At 65.9% G+C, this 22107-nt stretch carries 24 protein-coding genes and 2 pseudogenes; 12 read left to right on the top strand and 14 right to left on the bottom strand.

The window, feature by feature from the left end; all coding sequences use genetic code 11:
- The first annotated feature begins 2 nt into the window (after positions 1–2).
- Positions 3–221, top strand: a complete 219-nt coding sequence (locus G6N13_RS18335) for a hypothetical protein (protein WP_163699260.1) — start codon at positions 3–5, stop codon at positions 219–221.
- Positions 218–640, top strand: a complete 423-nt coding sequence (locus G6N13_RS18330) for an SDR family oxidoreductase (RefSeq protein WP_407663939.1) — start codon at positions 218–220, stop codon at positions 638–640. The genes G6N13_RS18335 and G6N13_RS18330 overlap by 4 nt, the downstream gene beginning before the upstream one ends.
- Here the strand turns inward: G6N13_RS18330 and uvrA are convergent.
- Entirely contained in the window at positions 633–3539 is a 2907-nt protein-coding gene (gene uvrA, locus G6N13_RS18325; RefSeq protein WP_163699258.1) for an excinuclease ABC subunit UvrA, read from the bottom strand. The genes G6N13_RS18330 and uvrA overlap by 8 nt on opposite strands.
- Before the next feature lie 83 nt (positions 3540–3622).
- Here uvrA and G6N13_RS18320 point away from each other — a divergent pair, with 83 nt between their 5' ends.
- The 4 genes and pseudogenes from G6N13_RS18320 to G6N13_RS24365 all read left to right on the top strand — a co-directional run bounded on the left by G6N13_RS18320 (position 3623) and on the right by G6N13_RS24365 (position 5538).
- On the top strand, positions 3623–4300 hold the full coding sequence (locus G6N13_RS18320) for an MBL fold metallo-hydrolase (protein WP_163699256.1): 678 nt from the start codon (positions 3623–3625) through the stop codon (positions 4298–4300).
- Between the two features lie 134 nt (positions 4301–4434).
- Positions 4435–4749 (top strand): annotated as a pseudogene (locus G6N13_RS18315) (hypothetical protein); the annotation flags it as partial.
- Positions 4746–5213, top strand: a pseudogene (locus tag G6N13_RS18310) (helix-turn-helix domain-containing protein); the annotation flags it as partial. The pseudogenes G6N13_RS18315 and G6N13_RS18310, both read left to right, overlap by 4 nt.
- A complete protein-coding gene (locus tag G6N13_RS24365; RefSeq protein WP_179964976.1) occupies positions 5194–5538 on the top strand; it encodes a hypothetical protein in 345 nt (114 codons plus the stop codon). The pseudogene G6N13_RS18310 and the gene G6N13_RS24365, both read left to right, overlap by 20 nt.
- A 4-nt stretch (positions 5539–5542) precedes the next feature.
- Here G6N13_RS24365 and G6N13_RS18300 read toward each other — a convergent pair whose 3' ends face one another.
- Together G6N13_RS18300 and G6N13_RS18295 are read right to left on the bottom strand one after the other, a co-directional pair.
- Positions 5543–6553, bottom strand: coding sequence for a magnesium transporter CorA family protein (locus G6N13_RS18300; protein WP_163699254.1), 1011 nt, complete (start codon positions 6551–6553; stop codon positions 5543–5545).
- Positions 6554–6581: 28 nt separating this feature from the next.
- A complete protein-coding gene (locus tag G6N13_RS18295; protein WP_163699252.1) occupies positions 6582–7028 on the bottom strand; it encodes a universal stress protein in 447 nt (148 codons plus the stop codon).
- Positions 7029–7470: 442 nt separating this feature from the next.
- On the opposite strand from G6N13_RS18295, the gene G6N13_RS18290 reads away from it, so the two are divergent.
- The gene (locus G6N13_RS18290) at positions 7471–7797 is read left to right on the top strand and encodes a hypothetical protein (RefSeq protein ID WP_163699250.1); all 327 of its coding nucleotides are present in this window, start codon (positions 7471–7473) and stop codon (positions 7795–7797) included.
- Here the strand turns inward: G6N13_RS18290 and G6N13_RS18285 are convergent.
- Complete coding sequence (locus G6N13_RS18285) at positions 7751–8350, bottom strand: DUF222 domain-containing protein (protein WP_407663938.1); 600 nt, start codon at positions 8348–8350, stop codon at positions 7751–7753. The two genes, G6N13_RS18290 and G6N13_RS18285, sit on opposite strands and share 47 nt — an antisense overlap.
- 290 nt (positions 8351–8640) lie before the next feature.
- Between G6N13_RS18285 and G6N13_RS18280 the strand changes: the two genes are divergently transcribed.
- Complete coding sequence (locus tag G6N13_RS18280; RefSeq protein ID WP_163699246.1) at positions 8641–9816, top strand: acyl-CoA dehydrogenase family protein; 1176 nt, start codon at positions 8641–8643, stop codon at positions 9814–9816.
- A 9-nt stretch (positions 9817–9825) separates the two neighbouring features.
- The gene (locus G6N13_RS18275; RefSeq protein WP_163699244.1) at positions 9826–10926 is read left to right on the top strand and encodes an acyl-CoA dehydrogenase family protein; all 1101 of its coding nucleotides are present in this window, start codon (positions 9826–9828) and stop codon (positions 10924–10926) included.
- 3 nt (positions 10927–10929) lie between these two features.
- Here the strand turns inward: G6N13_RS18275 and mshC are convergent, their stop codons facing one another.
- The 7 genes from mshC to G6N13_RS18240 form a co-directional block, all read right to left on the bottom strand.
- Positions 10930–12168 (bottom strand): cysteine--1-D-myo-inosityl 2-amino-2-deoxy-alpha-D-glucopyranoside ligase, encoded by a 1239-nt coding sequence (mshC, locus tag G6N13_RS18270; RefSeq protein ID WP_163699243.1) that lies wholly within the window; start codon positions 12166–12168, stop codon positions 10930–10932.
- Positions 12169–12268: 100 nt separating this feature from the next.
- Positions 12269–13030 (bottom strand): 3'(2'),5'-bisphosphate nucleotidase CysQ, encoded by a 762-nt coding sequence (locus G6N13_RS18265; protein ID WP_163699241.1) that lies wholly within the window; start codon positions 13028–13030, stop codon positions 12269–12271.
- 58 nt (positions 13031–13088) lie between these two features.
- Positions 13089–13907 carry an Rv2133c family protein gene (locus tag G6N13_RS18260; RefSeq protein ID WP_163699239.1) on the bottom strand — a complete coding sequence of 273 codons (819 nt, stop codon included), beginning with the start codon at positions 13905–13907 and terminating at the stop codon, positions 13089–13091.
- Positions 13904–14488, bottom strand: coding sequence for an Rv2134c family protein (locus tag G6N13_RS18255; protein WP_163699237.1), 585 nt, complete (start codon positions 14486–14488; stop codon positions 13904–13906). Before G6N13_RS18255 ends, G6N13_RS18260 begins: the two co-directional genes overlap by 4 nt.
- Positions 14489–14607: 119 nt before the next feature.
- A complete protein-coding gene (locus G6N13_RS18250) occupies positions 14608–15300 on the bottom strand; it encodes a histidine phosphatase family protein (protein ID WP_163699235.1) in 693 nt (230 codons plus the stop codon).
- The gene (locus G6N13_RS18245; RefSeq protein ID WP_163702284.1) at positions 15297–16130 is read right to left on the bottom strand and encodes an undecaprenyl-diphosphate phosphatase; all 834 of its coding nucleotides are present in this window, start codon (positions 16128–16130) and stop codon (positions 15297–15299) included. Before G6N13_RS18245 ends, G6N13_RS18250 begins: the two co-directional genes overlap by 4 nt.
- 46 nt (positions 16131–16176) lie before the next feature.
- Entirely contained in the window at positions 16177–16488 is a 312-nt protein-coding gene (locus tag G6N13_RS18240) for a hypothetical protein (protein ID WP_163699233.1), read from the bottom strand.
- 141 nt (positions 16489–16629) lie between these two features.
- Between G6N13_RS18240 and G6N13_RS18235 the strand changes: the two genes are divergently transcribed.
- From G6N13_RS18235 to G6N13_RS18225, 3 genes are read left to right on the top strand one after another with little or no spacing between them, the layout of a single operon-like run.
- The gene (locus tag G6N13_RS18235) at positions 16630–17658 is read left to right on the top strand and encodes an NHL repeat-containing protein (RefSeq protein WP_163699231.1); all 1029 of its coding nucleotides are present in this window, start codon (positions 16630–16632) and stop codon (positions 17656–17658) included.
- Positions 17655–17909 (top strand): DUF5703 family protein, encoded by a 255-nt coding sequence (locus G6N13_RS18230; protein WP_163699229.1) that lies wholly within the window; start codon positions 17655–17657, stop codon positions 17907–17909. The genes G6N13_RS18235 and G6N13_RS18230 overlap by 4 nt, the downstream gene beginning before the upstream one ends.
- On the top strand, positions 17909–19003 hold the full coding sequence (locus G6N13_RS18225) for a quinone-dependent dihydroorotate dehydrogenase (RefSeq protein WP_179965165.1): 1095 nt from the start codon (positions 17909–17911) through the stop codon (positions 19001–19003). The genes G6N13_RS18230 and G6N13_RS18225 overlap by 1 nt, the downstream gene beginning before the upstream one ends.
- Here the strand turns inward: G6N13_RS18225 and G6N13_RS18220 are convergent.
- From G6N13_RS18220 to G6N13_RS18210, 3 genes are read right to left on the bottom strand one after another with little or no spacing between them, the layout of a single operon-like run.
- The gene (locus tag G6N13_RS18220; protein ID WP_163699225.1) at positions 18961–20040 is read right to left on the bottom strand and encodes a hypothetical protein; all 1080 of its coding nucleotides are present in this window, start codon (positions 20038–20040) and stop codon (positions 18961–18963) included. The two genes, G6N13_RS18225 and G6N13_RS18220, sit on opposite strands and share 43 nt — an antisense overlap.
- A complete protein-coding gene (locus tag G6N13_RS18215) occupies positions 20034–21557 on the bottom strand; it encodes an alpha/beta hydrolase (RefSeq protein WP_407663937.1) in 1524 nt (507 codons plus the stop codon). The genes G6N13_RS18220 and G6N13_RS18215 overlap by 7 nt, the downstream gene beginning before the upstream one ends.
- A 14-nt stretch (positions 21558–21571) precedes the next feature.
- Positions 21572–22102, bottom strand: coding sequence for a YbhB/YbcL family Raf kinase inhibitor-like protein (locus G6N13_RS18210; RefSeq protein WP_163699223.1), 531 nt, complete (start codon positions 22100–22102; stop codon positions 21572–21574).
- Positions 22103–22107 lie beyond the last annotated feature (5 nt).

Here is a 22107-nt window from a genome sequence, read left to right as displayed (position 1 = left end):
CTATGCCCGACCAAGGTTACAGCGACTCCGGGGTGCCCACGTTCGAATCGGTGCAGGAGAAGATCGAGACACGGTTCGGAACCGCCATCGGCTCAGCCGAATTGGCAGCGGATATCCCCGAGGGTCGGACCGTCGAGGAGCAGTACGAGGCCCGTCAGAAGGCGGCCGCCGAGAGGCTCGACGAGATCCGCGCCTCGATGCAGAAACCGGATGAGCCCTGACCGGGCCGGTCGTTGCGATCACCGGGGCCAGCGGCGGGATCGCCGCCGCGTTACCAGTCTTCCACCGGCAGGGTCACGGTGATTTTGTCACCGTCGTGTCGACAGCCGGAATCAAGATCGTCCCGAATACGGGCGTTTACGCCAACACCAAGAACGCGGTGCGCACGCTACTGGAGGCGTTGCGGCAGGCATCGATCGACGGCGTCATTCGCACCACGTCGATCTCACCGGGCTACGTCAACACCGAACTGGATTCCTCGATCGAGGATCCCGAAGCCCTTCTCGCCGCCCGCGCAGCCGTGGACCGTTTCGGCATGCCGCCCGAAGCGGTCGCCCGCGCGATCGCCTTTGCGACCGGCCGACCGCGTGATGTCGAGATCGGCGCATCACTATCAGGCCGACGCTGCAGGGCTAGCTGACCTTGCGCCGCCGGGGTGCCCGCGTGGTCTTCTTGGGCGCCGGTGCGGCCAGGAGGTCGGCGAGGAACGTGCCGGTGTAGCTCTCGGGCACCGCGGCCACATCCTCCGGGGTACCCTGCGCGACGACGGTGCCGCCGCCGGATCCGCCCTCGGGCCCCATGTCGACGATCCAATCCGAGGTCTTGATGACGTCCAGGTTGTGCTCGATGACGATTACCGAGTTGCCTTTGTCCACAAGACCATTGATGACCTTGAGTAGCTTGCGGATGTCCTCGAAATGCAGGCCCGTGGTCGGCTCGTCGAGGATGTAGACCGTGCGGCCGGTGGAGCGCTTCTGGAGTTCGGCCGCCAACTTCACACGCTGCGCCTCACCACCAGACAGCGTCGGCGCCGGCTGGCCCAGCCGCACATAGCCAAGCCCGACATCCACGAGTGTCTTGAGATACCGGTGGATCGAGGAGATCGGCTCGAAGAACTCGGCGGCGTCCTCGATGGACAGATCGAGGACCTCGGAGATGGTTTTGCCCTTGTAGTGCACCTCGAGGGTTTCCCGGTTGTACCGGGCACCGTGGCACACCTCGCAGGGCACGTACACGTCCGGCAGGAAGTTCATCTCGATCTTGATGGTGCCGTCACCCGAACATGCTTCGCAGCGCCCGCCTTTGACGTTGAACGAGAATCGGCCGGGCTGATAGCCGCGGACCTTGGCCTCGGTGGTGGCGGCGAACAACGTGCGGATCTTGTCGAACACCCCGGTGTAGGTGGCCGGGTTGGAGCGCGGTGTACGCCCGATCGGCGACTGGTCGACCCGCACCAGCTTGTCGACGTGCTCGAGCCCGTTGATCCGGGTGTGCCGGCCGGGAACCTGGCGGGCTCCGTTGAGCTTGTTGGCCAGCACCGAGGCCAGGATGTCGTTGACGAGCGTGGACTTGCCCGAACCGGAGACCCCGGTCACCGAGGTCAGCACACCGAGCGGGAACGCGACGTCGATATCGCACAGGTTGTGTTCCCGCGCACCGATTACCGTGAGCTGTTTACGCCGGTCGACGGGCCGGCGAGTCTCCGGAACATCGATGCTCTGCTTGCCCGACAAGTAGGCACCGGTGATGGAGTTCGGATTGCGCAACAGGTCGGCATACGGCCCACTGTGCACCACCTGGCCGCCGTGCTCGCCGGCGGCCGGACCGATGTCGACCACCCAGTCCGAATGCGCGATGGTGTCCTCGTCATGCTCGACGACGATCAGGGTGTTACCCAAATCCCTAAGACGCGTGAGGGTTTCGATGAGACGACGGTTGTCGCGCTGATGCAGACCGATCGACGGCTCGTCGAGCACGTAGAGCACGCCGACCAGACCCGACCCGATTTGGGTGGCCAGCCGGATGCGTTGCGCCTCACCGCCGGACAGGGTGCCCGCCGCGCGAGACAGCGACAGATAGTCCAACCCCACATCGAGCAGGAATCCCAGCCGGGACTGCACTTCCTTGAGTACCTGTCCGGCGATCGCCGACTCGCGGGAGCCCAGCGTCAGATCGTTGAGGAATTTCGAGCAGTCAGCGATCGATAGCGAGGACACCTCGGCGATCGACTTGTCGCCGTGCTCCCCCGCCGCCAGCGTGACCGCCAGGATCTCCGGCTTCAGCCGGGTGCCGTCGCACACCGGGCAGGGCACGTCGCGCATGAACCCGTCGTAGCGTTCCTTCATCTGCTCGGACTCGGTCTGCTCCATCCGCCGATGCAGGAAGGCCATCACGCCTTCGAATTCGGCGTAGTACGACCGGGTCCGGCCGTAGCGGTTCTTGTACCGGACGTGGACCTGCTCGTCGCAGCCTTCCAGAATTGCCTTGCGCGCCTTGGCCGGAAGCTTGCGCCACGGGGTGTCGACGTCGAAGCCCATCGACTCGCCGAGGCCCGCCATCATCCGGGTGAAGTACTCCGCGGTGTGGCCCATAGCCCAGGGCGCCACCGCACCTTCGGCCAGCGTCATATCGGGGTCGGGGACCACCAGCTCGGGGTCGACCTCCTTGCGGATGCCGAGGCCGCTGCATTCCGGGCACGCGCCGTAGGGCGAGTTGAACGAGAACGAGCGTGGCTCGAGATCGTCGACGGCCAGGGCGTGGCCGTTGGGGCAGGCGAGTTTCTCGGAGAATCGCTGCTCGCGGTGGGGGTGGTCGTCCTCGCGGTCGACGAATTCCAGCACCACGATGCCATCTGCGAGACCCAGGGCGGTCTCGACCGAGTCCGTCAGCCGCTGCTTGGCGCTGGTCTTGACCGTCAGCCGGTCGACCACCACCTCGATATCGTGCTTCTCCTGCTTCTTCAGCTTGGGCGGGTCGGTGAGCGGGTGCACCACACCGTCGACCCTGACCCGGCTGTAGCCCTGGCTGTTGAGCTTGTCGAAGAGGTCGACGAACTCGCCCTTGCGGGTGCGCACCACCGGCGCTAGCACCTGGAACCGGGTGCCCTCGTCCATGGCCAACACCTGATCGACGATCTGCTGCGGGGTCTGGCGGGCGATGCGCTCACCGCAGACCGGGCAGTGCGGGGTGCCTGCGCGGGCGTAGAGCAGACGCAGGTAGTCATAGACCTCGGTGATCGTGCCGACCGTCGAGCGCGGGTTGCGGTTGGTGGACTTCTGGTCGATCGAGACCGCCGGGGAGAGCCCCTCGATGAAGTCGACGTCCGGCTTGTCCATCTGGCCGAGGAACTGGCGAGCGTAGGCCGACAGCGACTCGACGTAACGGCGCTGGCCCTCGGCGAAGATCGTGTCGAACGCCAGCGAGGATTTACCCGATCCGGACAGCCCGGTGAACACGATCAAACTGTCGCGGGGCAGGTCCAAGTCGATGCTGCGCAAGTTGTGTTCACGCGCGCCTTTGACGATCAGGCGGTCAGCCACTAGCGCCCCTTCCTGCAGGTTTATGGGCACGACGATGCCGAACCCCATGCTATGTCGACCCACCGACAAGTAACGTGGCGGCCATGCTAACCGTCGACGACACCTACACCGGACACGTCGAACCGCAGGCCGCCGCCCGCCGGACCCTGTCCGGCGCCACCATCATCAAGATGTCGGTCGGTCCGATGGATAACAACACCTACCTGGTGACGTGTTCCCGGACCGGCGAGAGCCTCTTGATCGACGCCGCCAACGATCCGGAGCTGCTGGTCGAGCTGGTGCGCGAGCACGGCCGGGAACTGACCCTGATCGTGACCAGTCACCAGCATTTCGACCACTGGCAGGGGCTGGAAGCCGTGGCCGCGGCCACCGGGGCGCCGACTGCCGCTCACCAGCTCGATGCCGAGCCGCTGTCCGTCGCGCCGGACCGCTTCCTCGCCGGTGGCGACACCATCTCCGTCGGCGACCTGGTCTTCGATGTGATCCACCTGCGCGGGCACACCCCCGGCTCAGTGGCGCTGGCGCTGCGCCCCACCGAGGAACGCACCGCCACGCATTTGTTCACCGGCGACTGCCTGTTCCCGGGCGGTCCTGGGCGGACAACACGCCCAGAAGAGTTCAGCTCTCTGATGGACGGTCTCGAAGCGGAGGTGTTTCAGCGCTTCGACGATGCCACCGTTGTCTATCCCGGCCATGGCGATGACACCACCCTTGGCGTGGAGCGACCGCACCTATCTGAGTGGCGCGAACGCGGCTGGTGAAGTCCTTCTTCGCTGGCAGTGAGGCTGGCCGCGAAGAAAAAGGCAAGCGTCGCTTTGCAAGAATGCACTCGTATTCACTCCGCGTTTTCAACGCCGATATCAGGACCGCACACGCTTCGCCACCGTGGTTTACCGGCGATCGCATCAGCACGTATCCGACTCGAACGGCGATCGAGTTCTGGCAGCAGAACAACGACATGCTGCCGGGCCTCGAAGAGGTCCGCATCGCCGTCGGTTACCGGTGGGACAACGAGCTCCGCGAGATCGAAGCGCCTGTTGTGTCGCTTCGGGACGGCAGGGATAACGTCATCTGGGCCATTGAGCTGAGCGAGCCCGCCGAGGGCGAGAAGGTGTCGTGGAAGCCGATCGAATCGACGCTGCCGACCATCGATTTGGGCGACCTCGCGAGCGATACCGACGACGATGAAGGAGAAGCGATTTCGTCATGACCGGGCTCGGAGACGTGCTCGCGATCGCTCGAAAGGCGCGGGGACTCACCCAATCGGAGCTGGCTGACATGGTGGGTACGACGCAACCCACCATCGATCGCTACGAAGCCGGTGACCGCGCCCCAGAGCCGGCGACGGTGGCAGCGATGGCGAAGGCGCCGGGAGTCACAGAGCAACTACTCATCCACGGCAACCGCTTTCGCGGTGCGTTGGCCGTGGACGCCCACATGCGTCGGCGCAAGACCACCAAGGCGTCTCTATGGCGCCAGATGGAAGCACGGCCCAACCTGCTGCGCGTGCATGCCGCGCGACTGATTCGCGCTCAGTGAAGGATGCCTTTAGGGCCAGTCGTCAACCTCACGCGATGGCTCGAGAGCGCCGGTGTCTTGGTGTTCGAAGAGTATTTCGGCACGCACCGGATCGACGGCCTTTCCCAATGGGTCGGTGACCATCCAGTTGCGCTGCCAGCACTTCGCCAGCGCCAGCGACTTCCCGTTGTACGGGTTGGCGTCGCCGACTTCGATCGCGACGATCAAGGCCCTCACTGGCGATCGAGCCTTCGATCACCGCGGACTGGTCGCGGCAGTCAGATTCAACGTCCTTGCTTTGGTTGCGCTCGGCTTTCTGGTCGTCGCGTACGGGACGTGGACCTACGGCCGAGTGACCAACAGGCAGATCAGCGGCTGGCAACACCACCGCTGGGCCCCTCCAATGGCACAGGCGGTGGTTGCGGTGTGGTTCGTGGCGCGAAACCTGCCCAAGGCCCCATTGACCGCCCTCTACGTCTAATGACTCAGAGCCAGCCTTTTCGTTTGAACACCAAGTAGAGCAAACCCGACACCAGAACGATGAGCACCGCGCTGGATATCAGCCCGGCCACATCCTGGAACCCTGGGTAGGGCACGTTCTGGCCGTACCAGCCGGTGACCGCGGTCGGCACCGCGATGATCGCCGCCCAGCCGGTGAGCTTCTTCATGATCGTGTTCAGCCGGGCATCCTGCAGCGACAGGTTGGTCTCGAACACCGTGATGATCATGTCGCGCAACGACTCTGTCCATTCCGCCGCACGGATGACGTGGTCGTACAGATCGGAGTACCAGCCGTCGAGTTCGACGGTGTCGGCATGTTCGGCGCGCCGGCGCATGATCGTGTTGATCACCTCGCGCATCGGCAGCACAACCCGGCGCAGTTCGACGAGTTCCTTACGCAACCGGTAGGTGGAGCGCTGGATCGTGCGGGTCACGGCGTGGTCGTCGAACAACCCGTCCTCGAGTGCTTCGATCGCATCGTCGAGCTGTTGGATGGTGTCGAACTGACCGTCGACGACCACGTCCAGGAGGCCGTGCAGCAGCGCCGGCGGGCCCATCTTCAGCAGATCGGCGTTCTCGTCCCACCGGCGAACCACCTCATCGATATCGAAAACTGGCTTCTGCGGGTCGATTTCATGCCGAACGGTGACGATCCCCGCCGGCAGCACGAAGATCGACACCCGCGTCAACAGCAGCCGCGACTCCAGGTCGTTGGCCAATGGCGGCGCGAGCGCAGTGGCATACACGGTCAGAAACGTGTGTGAGGCGTACCGAGTGGCCTTGGTGCGTTCGGCATGAGCGACGGTGTCTTCCACAGCATGCTGATCGAAGCCGAGCTCGTCGGCCAATTGACACAGCACACCGTGATCCGGATTGCACATGTCGACCCACACCAAGGCCCCGTCCTCGGACAGGTGCTCAGAAACCTCGTGGAGGGGAAAGTCCTCCGCCTTCAGTTCGCCATCGACCCAGAGTCGGGTTCGGCAGTGGGACATCAGTCCAGTCTGCGCCCAGCCCCTGTGACTAACCCGTGGTGTGGACGATCAGCACGTCGGTCTTGGACCGGCGAGCCACATTGGCGGGCACCGAACCCAACAGCCTGCCGGCGATCGTGCTCAATCCGACGTTGCCGACGATCAGGAGATCAGCGCCGACCTCTTCGGCCAGTTCCACCAGGGCGTCCACCGGAGCGCCGACGACAGCGCGCTCTTCGACTTCTGCCGCACCGGCCTCCTTGGCCCGGTCACGTGCCTCACGCAGGATCGCATAGATGGGGGCGTTGCCCGCCATCTTGTAGCCCTCGTCCTTCAACACGTCCGCCGCGCGGGTGTCCTCGGAAGCCGGGAAGTAGGCGGTCGCCACGATGACTTTGGAGCCAGGTTCGGAGGCGAGGTAACCCGCCCGGTCGACTGCACGCAGCGAGGAATCCGAGCCGTCCGTGCCGACTACTACGGTCTTGTAACCGCCCATTCGTACCCTCCAGTCTCCAATTTCAACGCCGTCTGGAACATTAACGCCTCAACACCGCGCAAGGATGCGATTCCCGCCACGCCGTAACTCCAGAACGCCAGGCGATGCCACTCTACCGGGGAAAATAGCGCTTACGACAGAGGCGTGAGCTGCCCGACACCAACGGCAGTTGCAAATCCAGAACGCACCAGATTCACGATTGTCGGCGCTACCACACATCAATGATGACCAATGACGCGAATTCAAAACCTCGTGAATTCGCCACGGGGCTAGCCTGGATCGTTCAGGGGCGACGAGGATTGTCCGCGTGTAAATGCACGGAAGTGCCTGTCCGGCAGGGTTCCTGGGATTACGACGGCTCAAGATCTCCGAGCTGGAAGGCACATGGCCCATGCCGGCAACTCCAGTTTGCGGCTGTTGGCCGACCGGACGGGGCTCACCGGTGAGCCCTCCAGTGCCCTGGCGCAGCCCTCGTTCGTGCCGCGCCATGATCGGGGCCAGGCGCTGGCCGATGTGGCGCACCCTGGCCGCACTGTCGACGGCACGGCCGGGGCGCATCGACGCCGCGGGGGCCCGGGTGTGCCGCCGCGTGTGGTCACTGTCACCGCACGGGGTACCACCGTCACGGATCGCCGACGCCGACCTCGGCGATGTGGTGGTGTTGGATGTGGATGCCACCATCGTGGTCGCCCACAGTGAGAAGGAATCGGCGGGACCAACATTCAAGGGCAGCTACGGGGCGTGTCAGATGGTTTGTGAGGGTCGATAGCGATGACCACCCGGTGATCGATGCTCGATAGCGCTGGCATGTTTAGCTCCTGCTCTATCAGATGGAAACGATTAGGGCACATCAACTTTCGGCTATGCTGGCCTCTCTCGCGCCACCCGCCGGCAGTGACGGCATGACCGGTCCCGGCTTGAAGGTCTTGCACGGTGGCGGTCGCAATGGCCGTCACCGGTAAGCCGTTGTGCTGAACGAACTTCGGATCACCCAATTGACCGCGCACCAAGGCTTTGAGGGCGTCGTGCTGGCGCTGCCCACAACTGCGCCGGACTCGCTCCTGGACCTCATCCGAGGTTGTGAGTGCCGGGTTGCCGGGGCTGCACACGCCGGGGTCGGCGATCAACCGACCCACGCTCAGATGCTCGCCGGCCCCGGTCAATGTCCTGCGCGGCGCCAACTGTTCGGCGCAGCGGATCCGCCGGCTGGCCTCCGTGCGGCTGATGCGCAACGAGCCCGTCACCCCCGAGGCGGTCGACCACACATCGGCCAACGCAATCCGCACCGGCGGGCACCCGCTGAATCGCCCCAGCTTGGCCACCCCTGCATGAGATATCGCAACCTGGCGGCGACACGCGATCTCCAACCGCTCCAGCACCGCGAATCGCTTCACCGGGGGCAATGTCGCGAGATCGGTCGCGGCGATCAACTCGACGGCGGCATCGAGCGCGTCCAGCGCCACATCTATCGACGCATACTCGAAAGACTATCCCCAGCCGACAAGAATCGCCCGTCAGAGGGTGGTCCTGCCGACTGGTTGGTCGGGCTGCGATAGCGTGCAGAGGTCGACATAGAGATACTGCCGAGTAACAACGAATTGAGGTCGCGCTCGTGAAACTGGCACTAAGCGACGAGGACGCGAAATTCCGCGACGAGTTGCGCGAGTTCTTCACCACCGAAATCCCCGCCGACATCCGTCAGCGGGCGCGCACCGACAGCCTGAACTTCCCCGAGGACGCGATCACCACCCAGCGGATCCTGAACAAGGCCGGCCTGGGCGTGCCGAACTGGCCGGTGGAATGGGGCGGCAAGGACTGGACGCCGCTGCAGCGCCAGATCTGGGCCGACGAGATGCGGATGGCCTGCGTTCCCGAGCCGCTGGCGTTCAACGCCAGCATGGTCGGACCGGTGATCGCCCATTTCGGCTCGCAGGAGATCAAAGAACGCTTCCTGCCCCCGACCGCGAACCTCGACATCTGGTGGTGCCAAGGCTTTTCCGAGCCGGAAGCCGGTTCGGATCTCGCTTCGCTGCGGACGGTCGCGATCCGCGACGGCGACGAGTACGTCATCAACGGGCAGAAAACCTGGACCACGCTCGGCCAGTACGCTGACTGGATCTTCGTGTTGGCCCGCACCAATCCCGACGCGCCGAAGAAGCAGGCCGGGATTTCGTTCATCCTCGTCGAGATGTCCACGCCTGGTATCACCATCCGGCCGATCAAGCTGATCGACGGCAGCTACGAGGTCAACGAGGTCTTCTTCGAGGACGTCCGGGTGCCGGTGAATCAGCTTGTCGGCGAAGAGAACCAGGGCTGGACCTACGCCAAGTTCCTATTGTCCAACGAGCGCACCGGGATCGCGCGCGTCGGCACCACCAAATTGTGGCTCTCCGATGTCAAGGAGCATGCCGCGCAGACCAAAGTCGGCACGGGCAGCCTGCTCGAGGACCCGCTGTTCGCCGCCAAGGTCGCCGAGATCGAAAACGAGTTGCTCGCACTGGAACTCACGCAGCTGCGGGTCAGCGGTGATGAGGCCACCGGCAAGCCGAATCCGGCGTCGTCGATCCTGAAGCTGCGCGGCAGCCAGCTGCAGCAGGCCATCACCGAGCTCGCCGTCGAGGTGGCCGGCCCGGATGCGCTGCCGTTCGACGGGGGCGCCGACATCGAGTCGCCGCTGTGGGCGCAGCACGCCGCACCGAAATACCTGAACTACCGCAAAACCTCGATCTACGGCGGAAGCAACGAGGTCCAGCGCACCATCATCTCCTCGACGATTTTGGGATTGTGAGGGCCGGCCATGAACTTTGACCTGACCGACGAACAGGAACTCCTGCGCGATACCGCTCGCGAGGTCTTTTCCCGTGCCTATGACACCGAGAGCCGCAACAAGGTCGTCTACTCCGAACTCGGCTGGAGCCGCGACGTGTGGCGGCAGCTGGCCGAAATCGGCATCCTAGGTCTGGGTTTCGACCCCGAAGAGTCCGGCCAGATCGAGATCACGGTCGTCATGACCGAGCTCGGTCGCCGGCTGGCACCGGAGCCCGTCGCGACCGCCGCACTGATCCCGGGCAGCCTGATCGCCGACATTGGCTCCGTCGAACAGCGCGCGCTGCTCGACGAGGTCGCCGCCGGCGAGAAGCTACTCGCGCTGGCCCACGCCGAGACGGGGCTGCGCGGCCTAGACGAACTGTCTACCCGCGCAACCAAAGACGGTGGCGGCTGGACCATCACCGGACGCAAGAACCCCGTTCTGGCCGGCGACAGTGCCGACGTCCTCGTCGTCACCGCCAGCCTTCCCGACGGCGGAGCGGGCGCGTTCCTGGTCAATGCCGCGGCCACCACGCGCCGCCCGTATCGAACCTTCGACGGGCTGCGTGGCGCCGAGATCGATTTCGCCAACGCCCCGGCACAACAGCTCGGCGACGGCGATGTCAGCGAGCGGATCCATGCGACGCTGATCCGCTACTCGTCGGCCCTGTGCGCGGAGGCGGTCGGCGCGATGGACGAATCACTGCGACTGACAACGGAATACCTGAACGCCCGCAAGCAATTCGGCGTGCCGCTCAAGACATTCCAGACCCTCACCCAGCGCGCGGCGGATATGTACGTCTCGCTGGAACTCGCCCGCAGCATGAACTACTACGCGGCGATGTGCATCACCGACGGGCGGCTTGATCCGGTGGTGGCCGCCAGATCCAAGCTGCAGGTCGGACGCTCGGGACGCCACATCCTCCAGGAGTCCATCCAGATGCACGGCGGTATCGGCGTCACCGCGGAATACCCGGTGGCGCACTACGCCGCGCGTCTGACGGCGATCGATCAGACTCTCGGCTCAGCCACCGATCAGCTGCGCTTCCTCAGCAAGCAGGTGGGTGCCTACGGCGTCGTACAGCTGTAACCGCTACAGCGGCACACCCAGCAAGGCGTCGACCGCGGCTGCGACTGCGGTCGGCGCGTTGTCGTCGTGGCCGCCGTACTCCAACGCGTCGGTGACCCAACCATCGACGGCGGCAAGCGCTTTGGGGGTGTCGAGGTCGTCGGCCAGATACTGGCGCAGCCGTCCGGTGACGTCGGCGGCAGCCGGGCCCGCCGGCAGGGCGGCGGCGACCCGCCAGCGGTGCAGCCGCGCGATGGCTTCGGCGAGAACGGCGTCGCTCCAGTACCGGTCGCTGCGGTAATGGCCGGCCAGCAGACCCAGCCGGATGGCCGCCGGGTCCACGCCCTGGGCGCGCAGGCCAGAGACCAGCACCAGGTTCCCCCGGCTCTTGGACATCTTGTGTCCATCCCAGCCGATCATGCCCGCGTGCACGTAATGCCGCGCGAATCTGCGTTCGCCCGTCACAGATTCGGCGTGCGCGGCAGAGAACTCGTGGTGCGGGAACACCAAGTCAGTGCCGCCGCCCTGCACATCGAAGCCGAACCCGATGCGGTTCAATGCAATCGCCGCACACTCGACGTGCCAGCCCGGCCGGCCCGCACCAAACGATGCAGGCCAGCTCGGCTCACCGGGGCGCGCCGCCCGCCACAACAGCGCGTCGAGCGGATCTGCCTTCCCCGGGCGGTCCGGGTCACCACCACGCTCGGCGAACAACCGCATCATCGTGTCGTGGTCATAGCCCGACTCGTATCCGAACTGGGTGGTGGCGTCGGCGCGGTAATAGATATCGGGGTACTCGGCATCGTCGACCACATACGCCGCTCCGGAGGCCAGCATCTTCTCGACGAGCTCGACGACCTCACCGGTGGTGTCGGTGGCCGCGACGTAGTCATGCGGCGGCAGCACCCGCAGCGCGGTCATATCCTCGCGGAACAGCTGGATCTCCCGGGCACCGAGGTCGCGCCAGTCGATACCGTCGCGATCGGCCCGCTCGAACAGCGGGTCGTCGACGTCGGTGATGTTCTGTACGTAGTGCACCCGGTGTCCGCCGTCGAGCCAGATTCGGTGCACCAGGTCGAAGGCCAGGTACGTCGCCGCATGGCCGAGGTGGGTCGCGTCGTAGGGAGTGATCCCGCAGACGTACATCGTGGCGGTCTCCCCCGGCGCGGTCGGGCGCACCTGGCCGTCGGCGGTGTCGTAGAGGCGCAGCGCCGGTCCACGACCAGGCAGCTGCGGGATTTCGACGGCCGGCCACGACTGCATGGCGTCGACTCTAGGGGGTTCGGTGTTCACTGCACTCTCCGGTGGTGAGGGGACCGTCGTTCTCGTCACACAGCGATAATGTGGCGGCGCAATCCATTCCCTAACTGGCCAGCCACATCGCATCGAGCAGGAGATCGGCGACCTCGGACCGACACATCAGCAGATCCGGCAGGTACGGGTCGGGCTGGTTGTAGCGCAGCGGAGCCCCATCGATACGCGTGGCGTGCAAACCGGCGGCCTGGAGCACCCCGGCCGGGGCGGCCGAGTCCCACTCCCACTGGCCGCCGGCGTGGATGTAGGCATCGGCATCACCGCGCACCACCGCCATCGCCTTCGCACCGGCAGAACCGATCCGGATGAAATCGATATCGAGGCGATCGCGTAGCCGCCACAGCACCGCGGGCGGACGGTTAGAGCTCGCCGTGATCCGAATCGGCCCTGGGCTGGGCGGTGGCGGGGCCGTCACGGTGTCTGACCGGTAGACCTCACCCATCGCCGGGAGGGCGACGGCGGCGTCGGTGATGCTGCCGTCCGGTCCCCCGGTCCGCTGCCACAGCGCGATGTGCACCGCCCAGTCTGCGCGGCGCGGCATCGAAAACTCACGGGTCCCGTCGAGCGGGTCGACGATCCACACCCGGTCGGATTTGAGCCGCTTCAGGTCGTCGTAGGCCTCTTCGGACAGCACCGCGTCACCGGGCCGCTCGGCGCGCAGGCGGCGCAGGATCAGCGCATTGGCGCGCACGTCACCGGCATCGCCCAGGGCGGGTGGAAAGTCGAAACCGACCTCCTCACGCACCGACAGCAGCAGCCGGCCGGCCTCCTCTGCGAGGTCGGCGGCCAGCGCCGCGTCGGTCATGCTCATCACGTCAGTATCGCCGAATCATGATCCGGCCCGCTGATCGCCCCGTGGGAGGGGCTGCTCAGAAGGCCGGCCAGGGAATCGGCCGGTGCCGATCGGGACCGGGCATCACCGGCTTACGCAGCAATGTCCGCACGCGGGTGCGCAACGCGGCGACCTCGGCTGCGGTGATGTGTTCGCGCAGCTCGTCGGCCAGCGGGCCGGTCAATTGCTCACCGAGCGCGGCGACCGATTCCAGCGTCTCGTCGTCGATCCGCTTTCCGGCCCAGCCCCACAGCACCGTGCGCAGCTTGTCCTGAACATGCAGCGATACCCCGTGGTCGACGCCGTACACCCGGTTGTCGACCCCGGTCAGGATGTGACCGCCCTTGCGGTCGGCGTTGTTGACGATGACGTCGAAGATCGCCATCCGTCGCAGCCGCTGATCGTCGGCGTGGACCAGCATGACGTCATTGCCCGCGTAGTCGTAGGCCTGCAGCACCGAAAGATAGCCCGGCGGAATCGAATCCGGTGAACACAGGTCGACAAGATCGGGACCGGTCGGTTTACTGTCGTCGCTGTCGCCGGGCTGGTCGACCCACCGCTGGACCATACCCGGGCCGGCCGGCCCGTCGCGAATGATGGTGTGCGGCACGATATTCCATCCCAATGCCGACGACACCAGATAGGAGCCGAGCTCGCGACCGGCCAGCGTGCCATCGGGGAAATCCCACAGCGGCTGCTCACCTGCGACGGGCTTATACACGCAGTGCACAGTGTGGCCTGACCGGGTCGCTTCACACAGGAATGTGGCATTGCTCGCGGACCGGATCCGCCCGATAAGCGTCAGGCCACCGCAGCGCAATGCCTCGCGGGCCGACGCCTCATCGGAGTCCGTCACGAGTCCAGATCGTCTTCGACCCCGCCGAGTGCGCCACGCCGATATCCGTTGGTACGCACGCAGATGTGACCCTCGGGATCGAGCGGCTCATCGCAGAGCGGGCAGGGCGGACGGCCGGCCGAGATCACCCGCGTCGAGCGGGAGGCGAACTGCCGAGCCGACTCGGGAGTGAGGAAAACCCGAACCGCGTCCGGGCCTTCCTCTGCGTCATCGAGCACCACAGACGCGTCAAATTCGGTTTCGGAGACGGCCAGCAGCTCGACGACGACGGTCTGTGCTTCCGAATCCCAGCCCAGTCCCATCGTCCCGACCCGGAACTCCGCGTCGACGGGGGTGACGAGCGGGCTGAGATCGTCCACATCGGCCTCCGGTGGCAGCGGGGTGCCGAACCGGCGATTGATCTCGACGAGCAGCGCCCCGATCCGCTCGGCCAGCACCGCGACCTGCTGTTTCTCCAGGACGACCGAAATCACCCGGCTGTCGTGCACAGCCTGAAGGTAGAAGGTCCGGTTTCCGGGCTGCCCGACAGTCCCGGCGACGAATCGGTCGGGTGTACGGAAGACGTGAATTGCGCGAGGCATGTTATGTCCAAAATACCGGCAGAAGTAGCTGAGCTGTAATCCGGCGCGTCAGTCGAGTCGACGATGCCACCGAGGAACGAGGCGGAGGAGGAGCGAGACCATGGACCGAGACCATGAACTCAGTCCGTCGAGCCGCCCACGACTGCGTCGTTGGCGGACTTGTCGTCGGGCGCCGGTGGCGGCGCGCTCAGCGCTGACGCGAGTTCGGCCCCGGTGTGGTTGACGTGCAGCACAAATGGGCGCATCGGCGTGTAGCGGATCACGCTTATTGAGGCCGGGTCGGCGGTGATCCGCTGGAAGCTGTCCAGGTGTGTGCCCAGCGCGTCGGCGACGACGGACTTGATCACATCACCGTGCGTACAGGCGATCCACAGCACGTCGTGACCGTGCTCTACGGCAAGCCGGCGATCGTGTTCACGGACCGCGGCCACGGCCCGCGCCTGCACCTGCGCCAGCCCCTCGCCACCGGGGAAGACGGCCGCGCTCGGCTGCTGCTGCACCACCGCCCATAGCGGTTCCTTCATCAGATCCTTGAGCGCGAGACCGGTCCATTGGCCGTAGTCCACTTCGGCGAGCCGGTCGTCGATCACCGGCTCCAGGCCGAGTTCGGCGGCCAGCGGCTCGACGGTGAGCCGGCAGCGCAGCAGCGGCGACCGCACCACGGCCTTGATCGGCAGGCCCTTGACCCGCCCCACCAACGCCTGAGCCTGGTCGTGGCCCTTGTCGTCGAGCTCCACACCTTCAGTTCGGCCGGCCAGGGTGTGCGCGGTGTTCGATGTCGAGCGGCCGTGCCGCAGCAGAATAACGGTCACGCCGCTGCCACCACGCCGCTCGCCAGCAGTCCCATCAAGACCAGCGAGAGCACCACCCGATAGCCGACAAACCAGTACATCGCGTGGTTGGCGACGAAGCGCAAGAGCCAGGCGATCGCCGCGTAGCCGACGACGAACGTGATGACCACCGACACGAGCAGCTGCAGCCCGGTGGCGCTCATCCCCTCGGTCACCGGGTGGAAAGCGTCTGGCAGCGAGAACAATCCCGAAGCCAGAACGGCCGGAATACCAAGCAGGAAGCCAAATCTCGCCGCCAGCGGCCGATCGAGGCCAAGGAACAGGCCAGCACTGATCGTCGATCCGGACCGGGACACTCCGGGCACCAGAGCCAAGCACTGCGCCAAACCGACGAGCAGGCCGTCTTTCCAGGTGAGCTGTTCGAGGTGTCGGGTCTGCCGGCCGACGTACTCGGCGACCGCGATCACCGCGGAGAACACCAGCATCGCGGTGGCGATCACCCAGAGGTTGCGAACGTCGCCGCGGATCACCTCTTTGAAGGCCACCCCGATCACGACGATGGGCACCGTGCCGATGATGACGTACCAGCCCATCCGGTAGTCGATATTGTCTCGATGCGCCTTGACGAACAGGCCGTTGAACCAGGCCTTGAGAATCCGCCAGATGTCACGGGCGAAGTACACGACCACGGCAACTTCGGTGCCCAACTGGGACACTGCGGTGAAGGACGCACCGGCATCGGCGGAGAAGAAGACCCGGGACACGATCGCCAAGTGGCTCGACGACGAGATCGGCAGGAATTCCGTCAGACCCTGGACGATCGACAAAACGACGACTTGCAACCACGACATCGGCGCGACATCCACGCCGCCGACCGTACTGGATAGAGCGGGAACTTCAGCGCGCTGGGCGGGTCACCGGCTGGGCGGTCGCCACGGCATCACGCAGGGCGGCGGTCAGACTGCGCTCGTCGTCGATATCGAAGTCAACCAGGCTGCGGACTGCGGTCGCCACCACATCTTCTTCGTGGGGTACCGGGCCGGCCAGGCGCGGGTGGTAAACCTCAATGAGGAGCTGGCCGCGGTGGACGTGGAACGAAAAGCTCCGGCCATCACCGAGGTGGCCAAATCCGCTGGCGAACACACCAGTGGAGATGTCCTCGATAGCAAACTCGCGCCTGTCGGACTCGGGAGTCACGGCCAACGTCATCACGACACCATAACGCGGGTTACGGCGCGAGAAAAGACAAAGACATCAATTTGCCTCCGCCCAGCGCGCCTAGACTCTCTTTTCGACAATGGGCGACATGATCGCTCGACCGTGCACACCCCCGAGGGCTACCCGTTGACAATGGTCGTAAACAGAGCCGGTTTGCGCAGGTCAGCCGTGGTGTTCCTAGCCTTGGCCGTCCTCACGGGATGTTCGTCGAATCCGCTGACGGTGCCGCCGCCGACCATTGAGCCGGCGGTGCCCGCGATCTCCCCGCCGCCGGCGACCCACCCGGCTGGCGAATTATTGCCACTGGCCGGCCGCCCCCAGGCGGCGATCTTCGATGAACGCACCGGCGCGCTGGCCGTGCTGGCCCCCGGTTCTGATCCACAATCGCCGTCGACGTTGACCGTGTTCGCCGTCTCGGGTGGCACCCGGGAGCTCACCCTGCCCGGCCCGGCCACCGCGCTGGCCGGGGACGGTCAGGGGTCGGCGTATCTGTCGACGCGGGGTGGATACGTCACCGTCGATTTGGCGGCCGGCACCGCGCGACCGGTGTCGATTAATGACGAAACCGACACCGACTTCACCGCGATCGCCCGCCGGGCCGACGGCCGACTGGTCCTCGGGAGCGCCGACGGGACCGCCTACACCCTGGGGTCAGAGTCCGCGGTGTCGGAGAAGGTGAAGATCTTCGCCCGGGTGGACGCGATAGTCACCGAAGGAAACAACGCTGTCGTCCTCGACCGGGGGCAGACGTCGGTGACATCGCTGAACAGCGAAGGTCGCAGCCGACAGGCGCTGCGTGCGGGCCAAGGAGCGACAAGTCTGGCGGCCGACCCGATGGGCCGAGTGCTGGTGACCGACACCCGCGGCGGCCAGTTATTGGTGTTCGGTGTCGACCCGCTGATCGAGCGGCAGGCGTATCCGGTTCCGCTGGCGCCGTACGGACTGGCCGGATCCCGCAATTTGGCCTGGGTGTCTCAGACCGCGGCGAATGTGGTTGTTGGTTACGATTTAACCACTGGTATCCCTGTGGAAAAGGTGCGTTACCCGACCGTGCAGCAACCGAACTCACTGGCCTTCGACGATACATCGGACACGTTGTATGTCGTGTCGGCGACGGGTGCCGGGGTGCAGGTGATCCGCAACGCGGCCGGTGCTCGATGAGCGCCGCGCACCGGAGCCGGATGCCGGCAAGCTGGGAAGTCGAGCTGTCCGACGATTACGAGTGGATCCCGCTGCGGCTGCCGCCGGACGTGACTCGTGTCAGTGCCTCGACGCGACTGTCCATCGAGGCCGAATACCGTGGCTGGGAGCTGACCAGAGTGCGTCTGTATACCGACGGAAGCCGCCGAGTTCTTCTGCGGCGCAGAAAGTCTCGCGTCAACGACCAGACCGTAGACCAGCCCGCGCTGTGATCTACGCAGCGCTGCGGCGGGCCTTCTTCCTGGTGCCCGCCGAACGTATCCACACGCTGGTGTTCGGCTCATTGCGCGCCGCCACCGCCACCGAGCTGACCCGCAGGCCACTGCGCCGCCGGCTCGCCCCGCAGGATCCGGTGCTGGCCAGCACGGTGTTCGGGGTGCGATTCCCCGGCCCACTCGGGCTGGCTGCCGGTTTCGACAAGGACGGCCTTGGGCTGAACACCTGGGGCGCGCTGGGTTTCGGCTACGCCGAGGTGGGAACCGTGACGGCCCAGCCGCAGCCGGGCAACCCGTTGCCGCGGCTGTTTCGCCTGCCCGACGACCGTGCGCTGCTCAATCGGATGGGCTTCAACAACCACGGTGCCGGAGCGCTGGCGCTGCAGCTGGCCGGCCATCACCCCGAGATACCCATCGGGGTGAATATCGGCAAGTCCAAGGTCACCCCGCCGGAGCTGGCCGCCGACGATTACCGCACCAGCGCAAGGCTTCTCGGCCCGCTGGCCGACTACGTGGTGGTCAACGTCAGTTCCCCTAACACGCCCGGGCTGCGTGATCTGCAGGCAGTCGAATCGCTGCGGCCGATTCTGTCGGCGGTACTGGAGGAGACCTCATCCCCGGTGCTGGTGAAGATCGCCCCCGACCTGTCCGACGAGGACGTCGATGCCGTGGCGGACCTGGCCGTGGAACTGGGGCTGGCCGGGATCGTGGCCACCAACACCACGATCTCGCGGGCCGGCCTGCGCACACCCGGTGTCGATGACCTGGGGCCGGGCGGGATCTCCGGCGCGCCGGTGGCGCGCCGAGCACTGGAGATCCTGAACCGGCTGTACCGCAGGGTCGGCAATGACCTGGTTTTGATCAGCGTGGGCGGAATCGAAACCCCCGACGATGCCTGGGAGCGCATCACCGCCGGGGCGGCACTGCTACAGACCTACACCGGATTCATCTACGGCGGCGGCTTGTGGGCCAAGCAGATTCACGACGGTATTGCCGAGCGGCTGCGAGCAGGCGGCTTCGCGTCACTGAGCGATGCGGTGGGTTCGGCTCACTCGGCACGCAGCCCCAAGAATCCGCCGTCGGCGTCATAGAGCAGGTCGTAGCGGCCGAGCGCGCGTAGGCCGGTGTTCACGAATGTGCCGTTCGCCGCCCTCGCGTGGTGCACGCCGCCGATCGGTGTCTGCGCACCGCCATCCCCCACCGCGAAGGTGTAGTGCAGATCGCCGATGTTGATCGTCATCGGCGTGCCCTCGGGCACCATCCCGCTGGCCGGCAGCCCGTCGGCTTCGACGATCATGTCCAGCAGCCCGGTGTCGATCAGAATTTTGCCGGAAAAGACTGGGCTGGAACCTAATTGGAAGCCGCCCGGCGGGGTGAGCCAATCGTTGTGCGCGCCTTCGGCTGGGGCGCCGGCCGTCGCGAGCTGCTGCATGGTCCACGCACCCGACGCGTTGGCCTCGGTCAGCCCCAGCGTCAGGCCACCGCGACCGACGACGTACCCGCGCCGCATCGTGCCCGCCGCCATCTCCGTCAGATTGAGCAAGGGATTGTAGGTCGGGGGCCGGTTCGGTTCGCGGCCGAACCCGACACCGAGCATGTGCGGGATCCCGCCGGTGCAGCGACGTGAGTTGACTCCGCCACCAAGGCATTTCGAGCTGGTCACGGCCAGCACCGGGACGGTCGCTTGGGCGGACGCTCTGGTGCCGGAGGCGTTGACGGCCCTGGGGAACCGCACCGACAGCGTCACCCACACGCCGGTCAGCTGCAGTCCGCTGGAGCTGTAGGTCAGTTCGCCGGCGGGTGCGCCGGGCGGGACGTTCGGCACTTCCGAGGCCGGCACAACGACGCCCACCGAGCCGGTGTCCACGGTGAACGGCGACACCGTTCCGCCGTTGACCGACACGTCGACTTTGAGCGTCTGCATCAGGTTCGCGAAGTCCGGTGACCCCGCCCACGGCACGGTGTAGCTCTGGGTGAACGCGCCATACGCGCCGGCGGCCGGTGGCGGAGCGCTTGGGGCCGGTGGCGGAGCACTTTGGGCCGGTGGCGGAGCACTTTGGGCCGAACCACATCCGGCCACCACCAACACTGCCGCAACCGCCGCCGTAAGCGATAGTCTCGTCAGCACGTGGTGCCTTTCGGCGGCAGCGCGAGGTCGATCAGATACGCCGCCGCGTACTTGTCGACACAGGTCTGGCCCTGAAAGACCACGGTGTGCTGGGTGCCGTTGAACGTCAGCACATCGCCGCCGAGCTCCTTGGCCAGCTCGACACCCGCCTGATACGGCGTCGCCGGGTCGTGAGTCGTTGACACCACCAACACCGGAGGCACACCGGGCGCGCTCACGGTGTGCGGGCCGCTGGTCGGCGGAACCGGCCAGAACGCGCAGGAGTCCAGCGGCGCGTTGCCGGTGAATTGGCCGTAGCTGTCAAACGGCACCAGCTGCCGCGCCCGTCGATCCTCGTCGATTGCCTTCGCTCGGTCGGTGTTGGGCGGATCGTCGACACACGTGACGGCGGTCAGAACATCTTGGGCGTTGGAGTAGTGGCCATCGCTGTCGCGGTTCCAGTATTGGTCGGCCAACTCCAAGAGGGTGTCGCCGGTCCCGTTGGACAGCTCGGTCAGCCCGTCGCTGAGATCCTTCCAGAGGCTGGGCGAGTACATCGCCATGATCGTGCCGGTCACCGCGTCGGCGTAGCTCAGTCCCCGAGGGTCATCGGTCGGAACGGGCTTGGCCACCAACGGATCCACCAGGTGACGGTAAACATCGACCGCCTTGGCGGGATCGGCACCCAGCGGACATCCGGGAGCCTTGGCGCAGTCGGCGGCGTAATCGTTGAAGGCTTTTTGGAAGGCGGCGTCCTGGTCGAGATTGGATTGGATTGGATCGGCGTTGGGGTCGACAGCACCGTCGAGGATCATCGCCCGGACCTTGTCCGGGTAGGCCTCGGCGTAGGCCGCGCCGATCTCGGTGCCGTAGGAGTATCCGAGGTACGTGAGTTTGTCGTCGCCGAGCGCCGCACGCAACCGGTCGAGGTCTCGGGCCACGTTGACGGTCCCGATGTTGGCCAGGAAGTCCTTGCCCATCTTGTCGAGGCATCGTTGCGCGGACTGTTTCTCGATGTTCTCGATGTGCGCAACGCCGGCCGGGCTGTAATCGACCTGGGGGTCGGCGCGGAATGCGTCGTTGTCCGCGTCGGAGTTACACGACAGCGCCGGAACCGAGGAGCCGACGCCACGTGGGTCGAAACCGACGAAGTCGAACCGCTGGCGGATCTCCGGTGGCAGTGATGCCACCACATTGATCGCCGCGTCGACGCCCGACTCACCGGGCCCGCCAGGGTTGACGACCAGTGAGCCGATCTTCTGACCGGTCGCCGGGAAACGGACGAGCGCTAGGTGGGCGACGGCCCCGTCGGCCTTGGAATAGTCGACGGGGACGGCGATCTCGCCACATTGCGCACCGGCTGGTATCACTGGGCCGTCGGTACCACCGACGACGTGGCACGGTGACCACTGCACCGGCGCCGGCGGAGCCATCGGCGGTGCCGCCGGCGTCGGGATTCCCACAACCGGTGTGCTGCAGCCGGATATCAGCGCGGTCGCAACGACCGCCCCTACCCGTGCGACACGGCGAAGGCCGATACGCGCCACGGTTGTCAGTTCTGCTCGTAGGTACCGTGAATGACCGCGCGGGCAATGGAATTCATGAAGAGGTTGAACCCGAGGTAGGCCGGGCTGGCATCTTCGGTGAGCTCCAGCTTCGGCACCTTCACCGCGTGCACGGCGACGTAATAGCGGTGGAAGCCATGTCCTTGCGGCGGAGCGGCGCCCAGGAAGCGGCGGATGCCGGCGTCGTTGACGAGCGTCACGGCATCACCGGGCAGCAGAGAGCCGTCGCCGATACCGGACGGCAGCTCGGTGACGGTGGCCGGCAGGTTGGCCACCGCCCAGTGCCAGAAACCGGACGCGGTGGGGGCGTCGGGGTCGTAGACGGTGACCGCGAAGCTCTGAGTCTCCTCCGGGAAGCCCGACCAGCTCAGCTGCGGGGAAACGTCTTGCCCGCCGGCACCCATGATGCCGCTGACCTGAGAGCTCTTTAGCGGCTGACCGTCGGCGAAGTCAGTGCTGGTCAGCGTGAAACTTGGCAGCTCGGGCAGGAACTCGTACGGATTGTAGGGAAAAGCCATGTGAC

This window comes from Mycolicibacterium sarraceniae, from assembly GCF_010731875.1.
In the GTDB taxonomy this organism is placed as follows: domain Bacteria; phylum Actinomycetota; class Actinomycetes; order Mycobacteriales; family Mycobacteriaceae; genus Mycobacterium; species Mycobacterium sarraceniae.
Note: the sequence above shows the minus strand (reverse complement) of the source record. Positions and strands in the feature narration are given on the sequence as shown.